4 protein-coding genes and 2 pseudogenes are annotated in these 19493 nt (G+C 61.5%); 4 read left to right on the forward strand and 2 right to left on the reverse strand.

Translation table 11 applies throughout. From position 1 onward, the window contains the following. Window positions 1-97: 97 nt before the first annotated feature. The 4 genes and pseudogenes from KGB06_RS30065 to KGB06_RS09190 form a co-directional block, all read left to right on the forward strand. Window positions 98-1459: pseudogene (locus KGB06_RS30065) on the forward strand (amino acid adenylation domain-containing protein); the annotation flags it as partial. 183 nt (window positions 1460-1642) lie between these two features. After that, a pseudogene (locus tag KGB06_RS30070) lies at window positions 1643-1852 on the forward strand (phosphopantetheine-binding protein); the annotation flags it as partial. Next, entirely contained in the window at window positions 1852-13614 is an 11763-nt protein-coding gene (locus KGB06_RS09185) for a non-ribosomal peptide synthase/polyketide synthase (RefSeq protein WP_223514289.1), read from the forward strand. The pseudogene KGB06_RS30070 and the gene KGB06_RS09185, both read left to right, overlap by 1 nt. Before the next feature lie 120 nt (window positions 13615-13734). Beyond that, window positions 13735-14691 carry an alpha/beta hydrolase gene (locus KGB06_RS09190; protein ID WP_223514291.1) on the forward strand — a complete coding sequence of 319 codons (957 nt, stop codon included), beginning with the start codon at window positions 13735-13737 and terminating at the stop codon, window positions 14689-14691. 248 nt (window positions 14692-14939) lie between these two features. Here KGB06_RS09190 and KGB06_RS09195 read toward each other — a convergent pair whose 3' ends face one another. Both KGB06_RS09195 and KGB06_RS09200 read right to left on the reverse strand, forming a co-directional pair. Then, a complete protein-coding gene (locus KGB06_RS09195; RefSeq protein WP_223514293.1) occupies window positions 14940-17411 on the reverse strand; it encodes a TonB-dependent siderophore receptor in 2472 nt (823 codons plus the stop codon). 282 nt (window positions 17412-17693) lie between these two features. Further along, entirely contained in the window at window positions 17694-19343 is a 1650-nt protein-coding gene (locus KGB06_RS09200) for a cyclic peptide export ABC transporter (protein ID WP_223514295.1), read from the reverse strand. Between the last annotated feature and the right edge of the window lie 150 nt (window positions 19344-19493).

A 19493-nucleotide genomic window follows, 5' to 3' on the forward strand; every position in this document is an offset into this window, starting at 1 on the left:
CGAGGCGCAACCACTGTCGTCAACCTTGCACCGGTTATTCGAGGCTCAGGCTGCGCAACGGCCGAACGCAATCGCGCTGGTCTACGAAGGCGAGCAACTGAGCTACGCCGCGCTCAACGCCCAGGCCAATCGACTGGCGCGCAAACTGCGAGAGCAGGGTGTCGGCCCGGAAGTGCGCGTCGGCATCGCCACTGAGCGGGCGATGCCGCTGGTGGTCGGGTTACTGGCGATTCTGAAGGCCGGCGGCGCTTATGTGCCGCTCGATCCGCAATACCCGGCCGAGCGCCTGAGCTACATGATCGAAGACAGCGGCATCACGTTGCTGTTGACCCAACAACATTTGATCGACGGTTTACCGGCCCGCGATGGCGTACAGATGCTGAGTCTGGAATCGCTTCAACTGGACGCTTTCAGCGATGAGAACCTGCCGATGCTGGCCACTCCAGACAACCTCGCCTATGTGATTTACACCTCCGGCTCTACCGGCCGGCCAAAAGGCGCGTTGCTCAGTCATGCCAACGTCGGGCGTCTGCTGACGGCCACCGCCAGCGAGTTCAACTTCGGCCCGGCCGATGTCTGGACGCTGTTCCATTCCTACGCGTTCGACTTCTCGGTGTGGGAGCTGTTCGGTTCGCTGTGCACGGGTGGGCGTCTGGTGATCGTGCCGTATGACATCAGCCGCGAACCGCAAGCGTTTCACCGCTTGCTCTGTGATGAAGGCGTGACGGTGTTGAACCAGACTCCGAGCGCTTTCCGCCAACTGTTGCCGATTGCCTGCGCCAGCCCGCGAAGCATGGCCCTGCGTCAGGTGATTTTCGGCGGCGAAGCCCTCGAAGTCGCCAGCCTGCGTCCTTGGTTCGAACGCTTCGGCGACCAGCAGCCCACCTTGGTCAACATGTACGGCATCACCGAAACCACGGTGCACGTGACCTATCGCGCGATTCGTCTGGCCGACCTTGACGGCAAGGCGCAAAGCCCGGTTGGCCTGCCGATCCGCGACCTGCGCTGGTACTTGCTCGACAGCCAGTTGCAGCCGGTGCCGGTGGGTGTGGCGGGTGAGTTGTACATCGCTGGCGCTGGCCTGGCGCGGGGTTATCACGGGCGTTGTGGCCTGACCGCCGAGCGTTTTGTGCCGAGCCCATTCGACGTTTCGCAACGACTCTATCGCAGCGGCGACCTGGCGCGGCAGCGTGGCGACGGCAGCATCGACTATCTCGGGCGGATAGATCAGCAAGTGAAAATTCGCGGTTTCCGCATCGAACTCGGCGAAATCGAAGCCGCACTGTTGACCCAACCGGGCGTGCGCCAAGCGGTGTTGAACGTGCACAACGGCGACGGCGGACCGCAGTTGTGCGCCTACGTCGTGGCCGAGCAAACCCCACACGACCCGATAGCCTGGCGCGACAACCTGCGTGCCGCGCTCAAGGTTGATCTACCGGATTACATGGTGCCGAGCCATTGGTTGCTGCTCGACGCCTTGCCGCTGACCGCCAACGGCAAGCTCGACCGCAACGCCTTGCCGGCGCCGGATGCAGAGGAATGGCAACGGCCGTTCGAAGCCCCCGAAGGCGACCTCGAACCGCAACTGGCGGCGATCTGGGCCGAGGTGCTGGGCGTGGCGCAGATCGGCCGGCGCGACAACTTCTTTGAATTGGGCGGGCATTCGTTGCTCGCCGCCCAGGCCAGTGCCCGTGTGGAACTGGAACTGGGTATCGAGTTGCCGCTGCGCGCGCTGTTCGAGTCCACCGACCTGCAGGCTTATGCCGCCATGGCCGGGCAACACGCCCCGGCTGACAACGATGCACGTCTTGATGCGCTTGAGTCGCTTCTCGACGAGATGGAGATCAACTGATGGAACACACCACTGCCCAGCGTATCGCCAGCCGTTTCGCCGGCCTGCCCGCCGACAAGCGCCGCGAGTTTCTGAGCCGCATGCAAGAGCAGGGCGTGAGTTTCGGCCAACTGCCGATTCCGCCGGCTGCCGAGCCGAAAACGAGCTTCGAACTGTCGTATGCGCAGCAGCGCCAATGGTTCCTCTGGCAGCTGGATCCGCACAGTTCTGCGTACAACATCCCGGCCGCGTTGCGCTTGCACGGGCCGCTGAATGTCGCGGCGTTGCAGCAGAGTTTTGACGTGTTGCTGGAGCGGCATCAAAGCCTGCGCAGCCGATTTGTCGAGGATGACGGTCAAGTCGTTCAGACACTGGCCGAGTTCACCTCGCTGGTGATCGAACACATCGATCTGCGCGGCGAACCTGAGGAAAACCGCCTCGATCTCGCGATGAAAAGCGTCGAGCAGGAAATTGCACTGCCATTTGATCTGCAGCACGGCCCACTGTTGCGAGTCAGCCTGTTGCAGCTCGATTCTGAAGACCATGTGCTGTTGCTGACCCTGCACCACATTGTCACCGATGGCTGGTCGATGGGCGTGCTGGTGGAGGAATTCTCCCGGCTCTACGCCGCGCATAGCCAAGGGCAGAACGAAGCGCTGGAAACGCTGCCGATTCAATATTCCGATTACGCCCTGTGGCAACGCCGCTGGATGGAAGCGGGGGAGCTGGAGCGTCAGCTCAACTGGTGGCGCGAGACGCTGGGAAGCGAACAACCGCTGCTGGAGTTGCCGACTGATCGCCCACGTCCGGCGCAACCAAGTCAGCGCGGTGCGCGTCTGGATTTCACCCTCGATGCAAACTTGGCCAGCGGGTTGATGAACCTGGCCAAACAGCGCGGCGTCACGCCGTTCATGCTGTTGCTGGCGAGCTTTCAGGCGTTGCTCTATCGCTATAGCGGCCAGTCCGACGTGCGCGTTGGCGTGCCAATTGCCAACCGTAACCGCACGGAGACCCGTGGCCTGATCGGCTTCTTCGTCAACACCCAGGTGATGCGCGCGGAACTGGACGGTCGTCTGCCGTTCAGCCAATTGCTCGACCAGACCCGCACTGCGTCGCTGGATGCTCAGGAGTATCAGGACTTGCCGTTCGAGCGGCTGGTGCAGGCTCTGCAAGGTGAACGCAGCCTCAGCCACAGTCCGTTGTTCCAGGTGATGTTCAACCATCAGCAAGCCAAACCGGCAGCGGTCAGCGGTTTGCTCGCCGGGCTGCGTGTCGAAGCGCTGAACGCCACGGTGCACACCACGCAATTCGACCTGCAACTGGACACGCAGGAGGAGGGCGACAAACTGTTCGCCAGCCTGACCTACGCTACTGATTTGTTCGACGCCGAGCGTATCGAGCATTTGGCCCGTCACTGGCGCAACCTGTTGGCCGGTGTGCTGGCGAACCCGCAATGCCCGCTCGCCGAGTTGCCGCTACTGAACGCCGACGAGCGTCTGCGCATTCTCGATGACCTCAATGACACCGCTCAGGCTTATCCCGGTGAAGTCTGCGTGCAGCGGCATTTCGAAGAGCGTGTGGCTGAAAACGGTGCGGCGACGGCGTTGGTGTTCCAGAACCAGAGCCTGAGTTACGCCGAATTGAACCTGCGCGCCAACCGTCTGGCCCATCACTTGCGCGCCCAGGGTGTCGGCCCGGAAGTGCTCGTCGGAATTGCCTGCGACCGCTCGTTCGAAATGGTCGTCGGCCTGCTGGCGATTCTCAAGGCCGGTGGCGCCTATGTGCCGCTGGACCCGGAATACCCGCTGGATCGCCTGAGTTACATGATCGAAGACAGCGGCATTTCGTTGTTGCTGACGCAGGAGCATCTGCAGGCGCAACTGCCGACACCCGATACCGTGCGCACCTTGTGCCTGCGCGCCGAAGCCGATTGGCTGAGTGAACTGCCGAGCGACGACCTGCCAAACCTTGCCGTCGCTGAAAACCTCGCCTATGTGATTTACACCTCCGGCTCCACCGGCAAGCCCAAGGGCGCGGGCAACCGCCATGTAGCGCTGCACAACCGTCTGGAATGGATGCAGCAAGCCTACAACTTGCAGCCCACAGACCGCGTGCTGCAAAAGACCCCGTTCAGTTTCGACGTGTCGGTGTGGGAATTTTTCTGGCCGCTGATGAAGGGCGCAACACTGGTGATCGCCGCACCGGGCGAACATCGCGATCCACAACGTCTCGCGGCATTGATCGTCGAACAGGCAATCACTACGCTGCACTTTGTGCCGTCGATGCTCTCGGCGTTCATCGCTGCCGATGAGTCGTTGGCCTGTACCTCGCTGACACGCATCATTTGCAGCGGTGAAGCGCTGCCGATGGAGCTGCAACGCCAGAGCTTGCGCAGCCTGCCGCAAGCCAATCTCTACAACCTCTATGGCCCGACCGAAGCGGCCATAGACGTGACCCATTGGACGTGCGTGGAAGAAGGCCGCGACAGCGTGCCGATTGGCCGTCCCATTGCCAACCTGCGCACCTGCATCCTCGACAGCGAACTGCAATCGTTGCCACTGGGCGCGGTGGGCGAGTTGTACCTCGGTGGTGTCGGTCTGGCGCGCGGGTATCACCGTCGTGGCGCGCTGACCGCCGAGCGTTTTGTGGTCGATCCGTTCGGCAGCGGCGAGCGTTTGTACCGCACCGGTGACTTGGCGCGTTATCGCGCTGACGGCGCCATCGACTACTGCGGGCGTATTGACCACCAAGTGAAGATTCGCGGTTTGCGCATCGAACTGGGCGAAATCGAAGCGCGCGTGCAAGAGCATGCCGACGTGCAGGAAGCCGTGGTGTTGGCCCTCGATGGCCCGAGCGGCAAACAACTGGTCGCGTACGTCGTGCCGCAGGATCGCGCATTAGTGGCCGCCGACGCCAAGCAACAAGGCGCGTGGCGCGAAACCCTGAAAGGCCATCTGCTCGCCAGCCTGCCGGATTACATGGTGCCGTCGCAGACCGTGCTGATCGAGCAAATGCCGCTCAGCCCCAACGGCAAACTCGAGCGCAAACGTCTGCCGACGCCAACCGCGCAAGTCGGCCAACGCGCCTTCGAAGCCCCCCGCAGCGTGCACGAACAGGTGCTGGCGCAGATCTGGCAAGACGTATTGGGCGTGGAGCAGGTCGGGCGTCAGGACAACTTCTTTGAACTCGGTGGCGACTCGATCATTTCGATTCAAGTGGTCAGCCGTGCGCGCCGTGCGGGGCTGAGCCTGCAACCCCGTGACCTGTTCCAGCAGCAGACGTTGCAAGCGCTGGCCGCCGTAGTGAAGGAGCAAGCCGCACCGCTGGCGCAACAAGGGCCGGTGGACGGGCCGCAAACACTCACGCCGATCCAGCGCTGGTTCTTCGACGAACCGATCCCGCAACGCGCGCACTGGAACCAGTCAGTGCTGCTGACGCCGCGCGAAACCCTCGAATTGCCGCGCCTGCAAGCCGCGCTGCAACGCCTGCTCAAGCAGCACGATGCCCTGCGGTTGCGCTTCAGTCAGGTCGACGGCCAATGGTCGGCGCGCTATGTCGGGGCCGACAGCGCTGATGTCATCGACATGCTCTGGACCGCTCGCGTGGCCAACAAAGTATCGCTGGAATCGGTGTGCGACGAAGCGCAACGCAGCCTCAGCCTGCAAGACGGGCCGTTGCTGCGGGTGGCGTTGATCGCGCAGGCCGATGGCTCCCAGCGTTTGCTGTTGGTGATCCATCATTTGGCGGTGGACGGTGTGTCGTGGCGGGTGTTGCTGGAAGATTTGCAGGCGGTCTACCTTGGGCAAGAACTGCCACCGAAGACCAGCGCTTTCCAGGCGTGGGCCGACAAACTCGACGCCTATGCACGCTCCGAAGCCGCCGTCAGCGAGCTGAGCTGGTGGCAGACGCAGCTCAGCGGGACGAATTATTCGTTGCCAGCGGCCAATGTTGGGGCCAGCCAGACCGGGCATTTGCGCCAAGGCGTCAGCATCGGCCTCGACCGTGAACAAACCCGGAAATTGCTGCAACAAGCCCCGGCGATCTACCGCACACAGGTCAACGATCTGCTGCTGACCGCACTGGCCCGCACCCTCAGCCGCTGGACCGGTGACGCCTCGGCGCTGATTCAGCTTGAAGGCCATGGTCGCGAAGAACTGTTTGGCGATATCGACCTGACCCGCACCGTTGGCTGGTTCTCCAGTCTGTTCCCGGTGCGCCTGACGCCGACCGCCGACTTGGCGGGCTCGATCAAAGCAATCAAGCAACAGCTGCGCGAGATCCCCGGTAAAGGGATGGGTTATGGCCTGTTGCGCTACATGGGCGATGCGTCGACCCAAGCGGCATTGGCCGCGTTGCCGCAGGCGCGGGTGACGTTCAACTACCTTGGCCAGTTCGACCAGAGCTTCGCCGAAGACGCGTTGTTTACCCCGGCGCGCGAATCCAGCGGTGCGGCGCAATCGGCCGATGCACCGTTGCCGAACTGGCTGTCGGTGGACGGTCAGGTCTATGGCGGTGAGCTGAAACTCGACTGGACCTTCAGCCGCGAATGCTTCGAACAGCGTGAAATCGAAGCGCTGGCTGCAGATTTCCGTAATGAATTGCTGGCGCTGATCGCCCATTGCCTGAGCGATGGCGCAGGCGGCGTGACCCCGGCGGACTTCCCGTTGGCGCGCCTGACTCAGGCTCAACTCGATGGCCTGCCGGTGCCGCCGGCACACATCGAAGACCTGTACCCGCTGTCGCCGATGCAGGCCGGTTTGTTGTTTCACAGCTTGTATGAGTCCGAGTCTGGCGCGTACGTGAACCAGCTCAGCGTCGAAGCCCGTGGCCTCGATGCCGAACGTTTGGGCCGCGCGTGGCAAGCGGTGCTCGACACCCATCCGATCCTGCGCAGCAGTTTTCACTTCCCGGATGGTTTTGAAGCGCCGGTGCAATTGGTCCATCGTCATCTGCAACTGCCGATGACCTGCCTCGACTGGCGTGGCCACAGCGATCAGGTCGAAGCACTGGCGAAGCTGATCGACAGCGAACGCCTGCAACTCGACTCGACCCGGGCGCCGTTGATGCGCTTGACCCTGGTGCGACTCGACGACGAGCGCCAGCAACTGATCTACACCCACCATCACCTGTTGCTGGATGGCTGGAGCAACTCGCTGCTGTTGAGTGAAGTCTTGCAGCGTTATGCCGGGCAGGAAGTGCAGGCGCCAACAGGGCGTTTCGCTGATTACATCGACTGGCTGCAACGTCAGGATGCGCAGGCTGACGAGCTGTTCTGGCGCGAGCAACTGGCAAGCCTCGACAATCCGACGCTGTTGGCCCAGAGCCTGGCCCATGGCGACGGTAAAAACCTGTCGACGGCGGAGTTTGCCGACCATCGTCAGCCTTTCGATGTTGCCACCAGCCAACGCTTCAGCGATTTCGCCCGTCAGCAAAAAGTCACCCTCAACACCTTGTTGCAAGGCGCCTGGGTGCTGTTATTGCAACGCTATACCGGTCAACGCAGCGTCGCGTTCGGCGCAACCGTGGCCGGGCGGCCGGTAGATTTGCCGGGGGCGGAAAGCCAGCTCGGGCTGTTCATCAACACCTTGCCGGTGATCAGCACGCCGGATGCGGTTGAAAGCGTCGGCCACTGGTTGACTCGCTTGCAGGCGCAGAACCTGGAATTACGTGAGCACGAATTCACCGCCCTCGGCGACATTCAGCGCTGGGCCGGACGTGCCGGCGAGCCGCTGTTCGACAGCCTGCTGGTGTTTGAAAACTTCCCGGTGGCCGAAGCGCTGCAACAGGGTGCACCGGCCGGGTTGAGCTTCTCGATCCCGCACAACCATGAACGCACCAACTTCCCGCTGACGCTGGCAGCCACCGCCGAAAGGCAGTTGAGCTTGAACTGGAGCTACCAATGCGCCCACTTCAGCAGCGAAGCCATTGCCCGCATGAGCGAGCATTTAGCCGCGCTGCTGACGGCGATGGTCGCCGCGCCACAGGCAGCATTGGGTGAACTGGACCTGCTGACCGCACCGGAACGCGCGCAACAATTGGTCGAGTGGAATCCCGCGTTCACCGCAACGGAAACCCCGCTGTGCGTGCATCAATTGATCGAGGCCCAGGCTGTTATCCGTCCGGACGCCACGGCGTTGATCTTTAACGACCTGGAATTGAGCTTCGACCAACTCAACCGTCGCGCCAACCAATTAGCCCACCGCTTGCGCGCACTGGGCATCGGCCCGGAAGTGCGGGTCGGCCTGGCGATGCAGCGTTCGCCGGAAATGATCATCGGTCTGCTGGCGATCCTCAAGGCCGGCGGCGCTTACGTGCCGCTGGACCCGGCGTATCCGGCCGAACGCCTGCGCTACCTGATGGAAGACAGCGGCATTTCGCTGCTCATCAGCCAATCGTGGCTGCGGGAAAAACTGCCGTTGCCGCAAGGTCTGGCGGTGCTGGAAGTCGACCGCGAACCGCTGGAATCGATGGCTGACACCAACCCGGTCAACCTGACCTGTGGCGAAAACCTCGCGTACCTGATTTACACCTCGGGCTCCACCGGGCGGCCGAAAGGCGTCAGCGTGGCCCACGGCCCGTTGGCCATGCATTGCCTGTCGATCGGCGAGTTGTACGGCATGACCCCGGATGACCGCGAGCTGCAATTCGCCTCGATCAGCTTCGACGGCGCCCACGAACGCTGGCTGACACCGCTAGTATTCGGTTCGGCGGTGATGCCCCGTGACGATGAGTTGTGGAGTGTGGAGCGCACCTGCGCCGAGATTGAAAAGCACGGCATTACCATCGCCTGTTTCACCCCGAGCTACCTGGCGCAGATCGCCGATTTCATGGGCGAAGCGGGGCGTGATCTGCCGATCCGTTCCTACACTCCGTGCGGTGAAGGTATGGCCAAACATGCTTTCGATGAAGTGCAGCAAGTGCTGCAACCCAAGCGCCTGATCAATGGCTACGGCCCGACCGAAACAGTGATCACGCCGCTGATCTGGCTGGCCTGCCCGGATACCGAATTCGACTCGGCATTCATGCCGATTGGCCGGCCGGTCGGCAATCGCAGCGCCTATATTCTGGACGGCGGCTTGCAGCCGTTGCCGGTCGGTGTGGCGGGTGAGTTATACCTGGGCGGCGAGGGCGTCGCTCGCGGTTACCATCAACGTCCGGACCTGACCGCTGAGCGTTTCGTGCCGGATCCGTTTGTACCGGGCGCACGTTTGTATCGCAGCGGTGACCTCGCACGGTTCCGCGCCGATGGCGTCGTTGAATACCTCGGTCGTATAGACCAGCAAGTGAAGATTCGCGGGTTCCGTATCGAGCTCGGTGAAATCGAAGCCTGCCTGCTTGAACACGAGGGCGTGCGTGAAGCGTTCGTGATCGACCGCGAAGGCCCGGTCAGCCGCCAATTGGTCGGTTACGTGGTGCCGCGCGATCCACTCGCCGATGAGCAGGATTTGCGTGAGGCGCTGACGGCTCACCTGCGCAGCCGTTTGCCAGCGCACATGCTGCTGGCGCATTTGATGTGTCTGGCGGCGTTGCCGCTGACGCCCAATGGCAAGCTTGATCGTCAGGGGCTGCCGGCCCCTGAAGCTACTCGACAGAATCTGGATCAGGTGGCCGCAGCGTCGCCGGCCGAAGCGCTGCTGGTGGAGATATGGCAGGAACTGCTGGGGCTGGAGTCGGTGGGCGTCACCGAGAACTTCTTCGAACTGGGCGGTGATTCGATCATCTCGCTGCAAGCGGTGAGCCGTGCCGGGCAGCGCGGGTTGGTGTTCAGTCCCAAGCAATTGTTCGAACAGCAGACCATCCGCGCATTGGCCGCTGTCGCCAGCAGCCGTGAAGCGGCGTTGGTTGAAGTGTCGAAAGTCGAAGCTTTCTCGCTGGTGCCGCACATCGATATTGCCGCCCGCGAGGGGCTGCAAGATCTGTATCCGCTGTCCCCCATGCAGCAAGGCATGTTGTTCCATTGCCTCGATTCGCCGGAGCTGAACCCCTACGTCAACCAGTTGAGCGTGGCGGTGGACGGTTTGCAGGTGCCGCGTTTTCGCGCGGCCTGGCAGACGTTGGTTGAGCGTCACGAAGTGCTGCGCGCAGCATTTCGCTGGCGCGATGGCCTGGCCGATCCGCTGCAAGCGGTGTTCGCCGATATCGAGTTGCCGATCGAAGAACTCGATTGGCGTTTGCGCAGCGACACCGAGCTGGCGTTGAAAGCGCTGGCAGCAGCGGAACAGGCCAAGGGTTTCGACCTGAGCTGCCCGCCGTTGATGCGCTTCATTCTGGTTCGCCTCGGCGATGACCGTTACCAGATGATCTGGATTTACCATCACCTGCTGCTGGACGGCTGGAGTGCCTCGCGACTGTTGGGCGACATGCTGCGCCTGTATCACCACGACACGTTGCCGACCCTGACCGGGCGCTACGCCGACTACATCGCCTGGCTGCAACGTCAGGACGGTGCACAGGCCGAAGGCTTCTGGCGCGAGCGCCTGGCATTGCTCGAAGAACCGACGATTCTGGCCAAGGCTTCAGGTGCCGCAGGTTCCGGTCATGGCGTGATGTACAGCAACCTCGACGCCGAGGCGACACGCAAACTGCATACCTTCGCCAAGCGACAGCGCGTGACCCTCAACACGCTGGTGCAAGGTGCCTGGCTGCTGCTGTTGCAACGCCACAGCGGCCAGCACAGCGTCGCGTTCGGCGCCACGGTGGCGGGACGTCCGATCGGGCTGGCCGGGGCGCAAGAAATGTTCGGACTGTTTATCAATACCTTGCCGGTGATCCAGACCCTCGACCCGCAACAGCCGTTGGGCGAGTGGTTGCGCGATTTGCAGGATTACAACCTGCTGGTCCGCGACTACGAGCACACGCCGTTGTCGGACATTCAGCGCTGGGCCGGGCAGGGTGGCCAGGGCTTGTTCGACAGCATCATCGTGTTTGAAAACCATCCGGTGGACCGTGCATTGCGCGGGGGCGAGGAAGGTGAGCTGCGTTTTGCCGAGGTCGGCAGTGGCGGGGTGACCAATTTTCCGATGGACTTGATGGTCAGCGCTAACGAAGACGGCCTGGAAGTCGAGTATCTGTTCCTGCGGGATCGCTTCAGTGAAGTGGACGTGCAGCGGATTCGTGCGCAGCTTGAAGGTCTGCTGTGGGCATTGCCGGAGGATGCCACCTGCTTGCTCGGCAATATTGGCTTGTCTGAGTCGCGTATCAGCCTGGCGCAAGCATCGGGTGACAGCGCCGATTTGCTGCACGCGTTCAATCAGCATGTGCGCACGCAACCGCAGAAAGTCGCCTTGTTCTGTGAAGATCGCGAAGTCAGTTATGCCGATCTGGAGGAACAGGCCAATGGGCTGGCGCAGCAGTTGATCGGTCGCGGCATCGGCCCGGAAAGTCTGGTGGCGGTAGCCCTGCCGCGTTCCGAGCGCACGATTGTCGCGTTCCTTGCGGTCCTTAAAGCCGGGGCGGCTTACTTGCCTTTGGACTTGGCGTATCCGGTCGAGCGACTGGCTTATATGTTGAGCGATTCGGCCGTCAGCCTGTTGCTCTGCGACAGTGATCTCGGCGAGCGGTTGACCGTGGCCGACAATCTGCCGCGCGTGTTGCTCGATCAACTGAGCGATGCCGAAAACGTTGAATGCCCGGTTTCCAACCCGTTGCCGGGGCATCTGGCGTACCTGATTTACACCTCTGGCTCCACCGGTCAACCGAAAGGCGTGGCCGTGGAACGCGGGCCGATTGCCCGGCATTGCCGGGGGATCATCGACCTGTACGAACTGGCACCGCGCAGCCGCGAGCTGCACTTCATGTCGTTCGCCTTCGACGGCGCTCAGGAGCGCTGGCTAAGCGTGCTGATGGCCGGCGGCAGTCTGGTGATTCGCGATGACAGTTTGTGGACCCCGGAACAGACCCTGGAAATGCTCCATCGTCATGCCGTCACCGTCGCCTGCTTCCCGCCGGCGTATCTGCAACAAATGGCCGAAGTCGCCGAACGCCTGGGCAATCCGCCGGCGGTCGAGGTGTATTGCTTTGGCGGCGATGCGGTGCCGGACGCCAGTTTCGAACAGGTCAAACGCGCCTTGCGTCCGCAGCGTCTGGTCAATGGCTATGGCCCGACCGAAACCGTGGTCACGCCGCTGTTGTGGCGTGCCGAGGTCAGCGAAAACTGTGACGCGGCTTATGCGCCAATCGGACGTGGTGTGGCGGGACGTGGTTTGTATGTGCTCGACGCCGACCTCAATCCGTTGCCGGTGGGCGTCAGCGGTGAGCTGTACCTGGGCGGTGAATGCCTGGCGCGCGGATACCACCAACGTCCGGGCATGAGCGCCGAGCGTTTCATCCCTGATCCGTTCTACGCCGGTGGCCGCATGTACCGCACCGGCGACCTGGTGCGCCAGCGCGATTGTGGGTTGATCGATTACCTGGGACGGCTGGATCAGCAAGTGAAGATCCGTGGTTTCCGTATCGAACTGGGCGAGATCGAAGCGCGTCTGCGTGGGTACGCGGGTGTGCAGGATGCCGCTGTGGTGGTCCATGACACACCGACCGGCAAGCAATTGGTCGGTTACGTGGTGGCGGCCGGCGCAGTCGGGCTGGATCGTCGCTTGAAGTCTGAACTACATGCGCAACTGCCCGATTACATGGTGCCGGCGCGGATTATGGTGCTGGAGCGCTTCCCGCTGTCGGCTAACGGCAAGCTCGACCGTCGCGCACTGCCGGAGCCTGAATGGTCGCTCGGCGGCTATCGTGCGCCACGCAACGCGCTGGAAACGGCGCTGACCGCGATCTGGCAAGAGGTGCTTGGCGTGCCGCAAGTGGGCATCGACGACAATTTCTTCGAACTCGGCGGCGATTCGTTGCAGGTGCTCAAAGTCATCTCGCGGGTGCGCATTCAGCCGCAATTGGGCTTCGAATTGAAGCTGCGGGATTTGATGCAGAAACCGTGCATCGCTGAACTCAGTGGTTATCAGGCGGCTGAACCGGCGTCTGCGCCAGACCCGTTGCTGGCGTTGAACGCGCGTATCCCCAATGTGCCGGCGCTGTTCTGCCTGCATGCCGGTTTCGGCACGGTGTTCGATTACGAACCGCTGGCGCGGCGTCTGGAAGGCCGGCGCGCGGTGTACGGCGTGCAGTGTCGCATGCTGCTTGATCCGCAGTGGCAGGACGAATCATTGCTGGCCATGGCGCAAGCCTATGCGCAACGGATCCGCCGTCAGCAGGCCAAGGGGCCGTATTACTTGCTGGGCTGGTCGTTGGGTGGTGCGTTGGCGCAATTGGTCGCGCACGAAATGGAATCCCAGGGTGAAACTGTGGCGTTTGCCGGGCTGGTTGACAGTTACGTTGCGGGCACCGCAGAAGCGGGGGACTGGCGCGAGGATCTGGGCGACTTCCTGAGGTTTGTGCTCGGGTTGCCGGCCGATGAGGCTCAGGCGTTGATTGCCCTGAAAGCGGCTGACTTGAACGAGCGCGACGGCTCCACAACAGTTATCGAGGCAGCCATGCACGGTGTCAATGGGCATGCCGCGTTGGGCGCGGGGGAATTGACGCAAATCTTCGCCACCGGTTCACGCCTCAAGCAACTGGCGCTGGCCCATCGACAATTACCGGCGATTCAGGCCATGGCGCATCGCTGGTGGGTGGCCGGGCGTGACGATGAGCGCCGGGTGTTCGAGGCGCAGGTCGGCCGCCACGGTGTGGATCGTTTGTTGGCGGGGGGGCATTACGAGTTGTTGCGTAGTGACGAGTTGCTTGATCAGCTTGAAGATCTGCTGGAGCGCCGTTTGGCCATTGCGTGAACGCTTTTGTAGGAGCCAGGCTTGCCTGCGATGGCGATCTCACTGGCGCTATCGCGGGCAAGCCATGCTCCTACAGATCCTTGTTTGATTATTGATCTCTTTGTGTGAAGGACTCATCCCATGGCCGTATTGCCAGAACTTGAAGCATTTCTCGAACTCGCCGAGTTCGGTCGGATGACCGGCAAAAGTCGCGCGATGCATGAACAGTCACCGCAACAGGCTCGGATTGATTTTGAAGCGTCCTCTGGGTTTCTCGATGTACCGCTGGGTAGCGTTTCCTGCGAGAACTTTACGATTGCTGCGCGCGACGGTCATAGCCTGTCGGCGCGGCTGTATCGCGACGGGCAAGCGGTCGAGGGGTTGCAGCCGGTGGTGTTGTATTTCCATGGCGGCGGTTATGTGGTCGGCAGCCTCGATTCCCATGATGCGCTGTGCCGGCGACTGGCGGCGCAGGGTGGTTTCGTGCTGTTGACGGTGGATTATCGTTTGGCGCCAGAGTGGCGGTTCCCGACACCGGTGCAGGATGCCTGCGATGCCGCCAACTGGCTTGCAGGTGAAGGCGCTGCGCGGGGGCTGGACGCGACTCGGGTGGCGTTGGTGGGTGACAGCGTGGGCGCGACGTTGGCCGCGGTATTGTCGATCATGGCGGTGCGTGAGCCTGAGGAACTGGCGTTGAAACCCAAGGCGCAAGTGCTGCTGTACCCGGTGACGGATGCGACGACGAAACGCGCCTCGCATCGGGATTTCGCCGAGGGGTATTTGCTGGAAACGCCAACGCTGGACTGGTTCTACGCCCATTATGGGCGCACTCCGCAGGACCTCGCGGACTGGCGCTGCTCGCCGTTGCTCGCAGCAGACCTGTCGGGTGTGGCACCGGCGTTGGTGTACCTGGCCGGGCATGATCCGTTGCATGACGAAGGGTTGGCGTATGCCGATCGGCTGCGTGCGGCGGGGAATGAGCTGACGTTACTGGAACAGCCGGGCATGACCCATGACTTTATGCGCATGGCGGGGTTGTTGGGGGAGGTTGCCGGGATTCACACGGAAGTGGCGGGGTGGGTGCGTTTGCGGATTTGAGCCTAATCGAAAAAACCGCCATTTCTGGATAAGGGGTGGCGGTTTTTTGTGCCAGGCATTGGGACTTTCTGGTGCGGCCACTATTGCCATCGCGAGCAGGCTCGCTCCCACATGGGGTTTGTGAACGCCGAAAATCCAATGTGGGAGCGAGCCTGCTCGCGATAGCGGACTCACATTCAACACAAATCTCTCAGCCAAAAAAATACCCGCATCTCACGACACGGGCATTTTTCATTTCAGCTCACACCTCAGAAATCATACTTCGCCATGATCTGCACATTACGCGGCTCGCCGTAGAAGGTGGTGCCGAAGTTGCCCAGGCCCGACATGTACTTTTTGTCGAAGACGTTGTTGGCATTGGCGGTGAAGCTCAGGTGCTCGTCGTACTGAAAACGCGTCATCAGGTCCACGAGGGTGTAGCCGCCTTGCTTGAGCAGGGTGTTGCCACCTTCGCCGTTACCCACGTTCGGGTTGTAGCTCTGGCCGTAAAACGCGCTCTGCCAGCTGACGCCACCACCGATGGTCAACTGGTCCAACGCACCGGGCAGGCGGTAGGTGGTAAACGTACGCACCACGTGTTCCGGTTTGGTGGAGGCCAACGGGAAACCGAAGATACGTTGTTCATTCTTGTCGCGGGTACGGGCGTAGGTGTAGCCGGCAGACACGTTCCAGTCCTGCGCCAGTGCGCCTGCCAGTTCCAGTTCCACACCTTTGGTGGTGGCGCCGGAGATGGCTTCATAGATGTCTCGACCGGTGTTTACGTCGGTGATGACGTACTGGGCAACGTTGTCCTGGTCAATCTGGAACAGGGCAAAGCTGGCGTTCAGTTTGCCTTCGAAATAAGCCGCTTTGATGCCGGTTTCGTAGCTGTCACCTTCAACCGGGTCGAGGGTTGAGCCGGTGGCGTCCTGGTAGATCTGTGGCTGGTAGATCTTGGTGTAGCTGGCATAGACCGAGTACGTATCGTCCAGGTCATAGACCACCCCGGCGTACGGCGTGACGACACCATGTTCCTTATAACTGGCGTGGGTGTCGGTCAGGTTTGCATCCGGATAGTAGGTGTAGTCTTCGTTGTACTTGAAGGTGCTCAGGCGACCGCCGAGGATGAACGACAAGTCGTCGGTCGGACGCAGGCGCGTGGCCATGTAAATCCCGTTCTGGCTCTGGGTACGTTCGTATTTGCCGTTTTTCGGGAATTCCTGTTTTGGCAGGTCACCGTTCCAGTCAAAGATGCTGCCCGGCACCAGCTCGAAAGCGCTGGAGTCGTAGGTCGCACCCGTCTGACGCGAGTGGGCAGCCATGAAGCCGGCCACCAGTTCATGCTCGCGCCCGCCCAGGGAAAACGGCCCGGAGAGGTTTACGTCCCCGGAGTTCTGTACGCGATGACCTTCCCAGCGACCCCAGTACAGGAAATTGCCCTCGCCGGTAACGGGGTCAGCGGAGCCACCGCTGGCCGAGGCCAGTTGGGTATCGTGATCGGTGGTTTTCTGGTCGAAGCTGGCCTTGAATTTCCAGTCATTGGCCAGTGCTTGTTCCAGCGACGCGAAATAGGTGACGCTGTCGAAATCACGACGGCTCCAGTCGGCACCCGGGTTGAAACTGCGCGAGAAGTCGGTACGGCTGCCATCGGTGAAGTACGGTGCGTTACCGGTCCAGGAGCTGCCGCGCGGGGTGACGCTGGACTTGTCGACGCCGAACGTCAGCAAGGTGTCATCCGTCAAATCGGCTTCGAGGATGCCGTAGTAGATGTCTTTTTTCTGGCTGTAATGGTCCATGTACGAATCTTTGTCCTGGTAGGCGCCGACAAAGCGCCCCCGCACATTTCCAGAGTCGGTCAGTGAACCAGAGATGTCGCCTTCGGTGCGGTAGTTGTCCCAGTAGCCGGCAGTGGCGGCGACCGAGGCCTTGAAGTCCTTGGTCGGCTTCTTGCGGATCAGGTTGACCGTGGCGGACGGGTCACCAGCGCCGGTCATCAGGCCGGTAGCGCCCTTGATGACTTCGATGTGGTCGAGGCTGGCCGCGTCGTCGCCGTTGTTCGGGTTTTCACCGTAAACGCCGTCGTAGGGAATGTTGACGCCGTCGTACTGAAAGTTGGTGATGGCAAAACCACGGGCGGAAAACTCGGTGCGGTCACTGTCGTACTTTTGCGTTGTGACGCCGGGCGTGTTGCGCAACGCGTCGGCAACGCTTTGTACACCGCGGTCGTCCATCATTTGACGCGTGACCACGGTCACCGTTTGCGGCGTTTCGCGAATGGTCAACGGCAGCCCGATCGCGGTGGTGGTGGCGCCGGTGGTGTAGGAGCCGGTGTCTTCTGTGGTCATGCCCAAGGCCTGTCCGGAAATGGTGGTCGCGCCCAGTTGCAGGCCCGAACCGCCGCCAGACACCAGGGTCACGGTGTTGCCATTGATCTGGAACGAAATGCCAGTGCCTTGCAACAGCGCCTTCAGGGCGTCGCTCGGTTCCAGTGAACCGGAGACCGCGCGCGACTTGATGCCCGCCACCTGATCCGGGCTGTAAAGGATTTGCAAGTTGGTCTGCATGCCCAGTTCGGTCAACGCGTTGGAAAGCGGCTGGACGGCAACATTCACTTTCACAGGTGCAGCATTGGCCATCGAGCTCCCCAGCAAGGTGGCAGTCAGCAGCACGCTGGTGAGCAGATGCAAAGACGGGCGCTGTACGGCCAACGCGAGAGGTGTGCGGCGTGGTAGAAGTCGCATTACTTACCTGAGCTCCTGAAAAATGTTGTGCAGAGTTGTTGTTAATAAGAATGATTATTAAGACGGGGCGCGGACGCAAAACCGGAAAGAAACCTGGGAAATAAAATTCAGAAGGGAGAATTTGTGCAGGCACAGGGGCCATTTGGGTAGCCCAAATGCCGGTCAATCAGGTGAACAAACTGTGGGAGTGAGCCTGCTCGCGATAGCGGTGAATCAGTCACCATCAATGCTAAAGGTGATGGCCCTATCGCGAGCAGGCTCGCTCCCACAGGTATTCGGTCATCAGGCCAGGGTCAGCTCAGTGACCACCCGGCCGCTTTCCATGCGCACCAGTTGGTCGGCGACATCGAAATAACGGTCATCGTGGGAAATCACGATGATGGTCTTGCCCAGACGTTTGAGGTCCGGCAGCAGCTCGGTGTAGAAGATCCGGCGGAAGGTCGGGTCCTGGTCGGCCGCCCACTCATCGAACACCAACACCGGACGCTCCTCCAGCCAGGCGTTGACCAGCGCCAGGCGCTTGCGCTGGCCGGTGGACAGGTCGGTGGTGGTGAAGCTGCCGTCCTTGACGCTGACCTTGTGCGCGATCTCCAGCCGTTGCAGGTATTCGTTCGCGTCTTCGGGGATGTGCGTGTCGCCCTGGACCACGTCATCGAACAGGTAGTAGTCGGCGAATATCGTGGTGAACAACTGGCGATAATCATCGCGATTCTGCGCGTCGATGGCCTCGCCGTTGACGCTGATCTCGCCCTGCTGCGGCGTGTACAAACCCAGCAGCAACTTGATCAGCGTGGTCTTGCCGCAACCGTTCTCGCCGACGATAAAGGTGATATCGCCTTGCTTGATCGTCAGGTTCACCGGCCCGAGCTGGAACGGCACCGCGCCTTCGGCTGCCGGAAAAGCGAAACGCACCTCGGCCAGTTTCAGTTCGTGCACCGCGTGTTTGACCGGGCCATGATCGCTCAGCAGGAGATGCGGTTCGGGGGTGGAAAACTGCTCGGACAACTCGGCGATGCGACGGAAAGCAATTTGTGCGCGGCTGACAATCGGCAGCGTGCTGATCAAGTGTTCCAGCGGGCCTTTCATGTACAGCAGCACCAGTACGAAGCCGCTCATCACGGTTTTATCGGCGCTCGGCCAGAAGGTTTGCAAGGCCAGCGCCAGGCCGATGACCACGAAGAACAGCATTGAGCCAAAGGTCTTGGCGATCACGAAGGTGTTGATCGAGCGCACCTGGGTGTTGCAGATGAATTCGGCGGTGGCCTTGATACCCGAGACAAACATGCGCTGGCGACGCGGGCGATGGATGCGTAGTTCCTTGGCCCCTTCGGCAATCGCGTTGTAGTGCTTTTGCAGTTCGTCTTCGGCGTCGCGGGCGGCCATGAAACCCTGCACGCCTTTGCTCTGGGCGTAGGCCTGAATCGCCGTGCCGATCAGGATCGCCGCCACCATGATCAGGAACATTGGCCACGACAGAATGGCCAGATAGCCCATGCAACCCAAGGTCACGGTCACGGAAATCGCCAGCGGGGCGAAGGCGAAGGCGAAGTCGCTGATGGTATCAACGTCATGGGTCAGCACCGGAATCAGCCGGTGGCTGCGGTAGCGTTCGATCTGTTCGATGGGCGCCGACAGGACTTTTTCGCCCAGCTGTTTACGCAGCTTGGCAATGATGTGCTGGCCGACATAGTTGGTGCCGATGTCGGAGCAGATTGAGCTCAGCAGCGCCAGCAAGCACAAGCCGGCGAACAGCGCGACGACGCCTTGGGTCAGGCCGGTGTCCGAATGCAGGGCGTTGTTGATGGTTGCCAGCAAGACCGTGACGCTCAGGCCGCCGACCATGCCCAGGAAAATGGACGCGGCGACGATCAGCCGAAAGGGTTTCAACAGGGCGAACAATTCGCCGAGGGCGCCACGGGTTGGCTGGGGCATGGGAGACAGTTCCTTGGGTCGTAAGGCAGATACCCAGTAGAACGTCTGATCCAAGGCTTAATTTAGCGACCGCCGACTGGCGGCGACCACACACACAACCCTGTAGGAGCCGAGCTTGCTCGCGATGGCTACCTTCCAGTCGATAGAAGT

The sequence above is a fragment of the Pseudomonas sp. GL-B-19 genome, from assembly GCF_019956415.1.
Taxonomy (GTDB): domain Bacteria; phylum Pseudomonadota; class Gammaproteobacteria; order Pseudomonadales; family Pseudomonadaceae; genus Aquipseudomonas.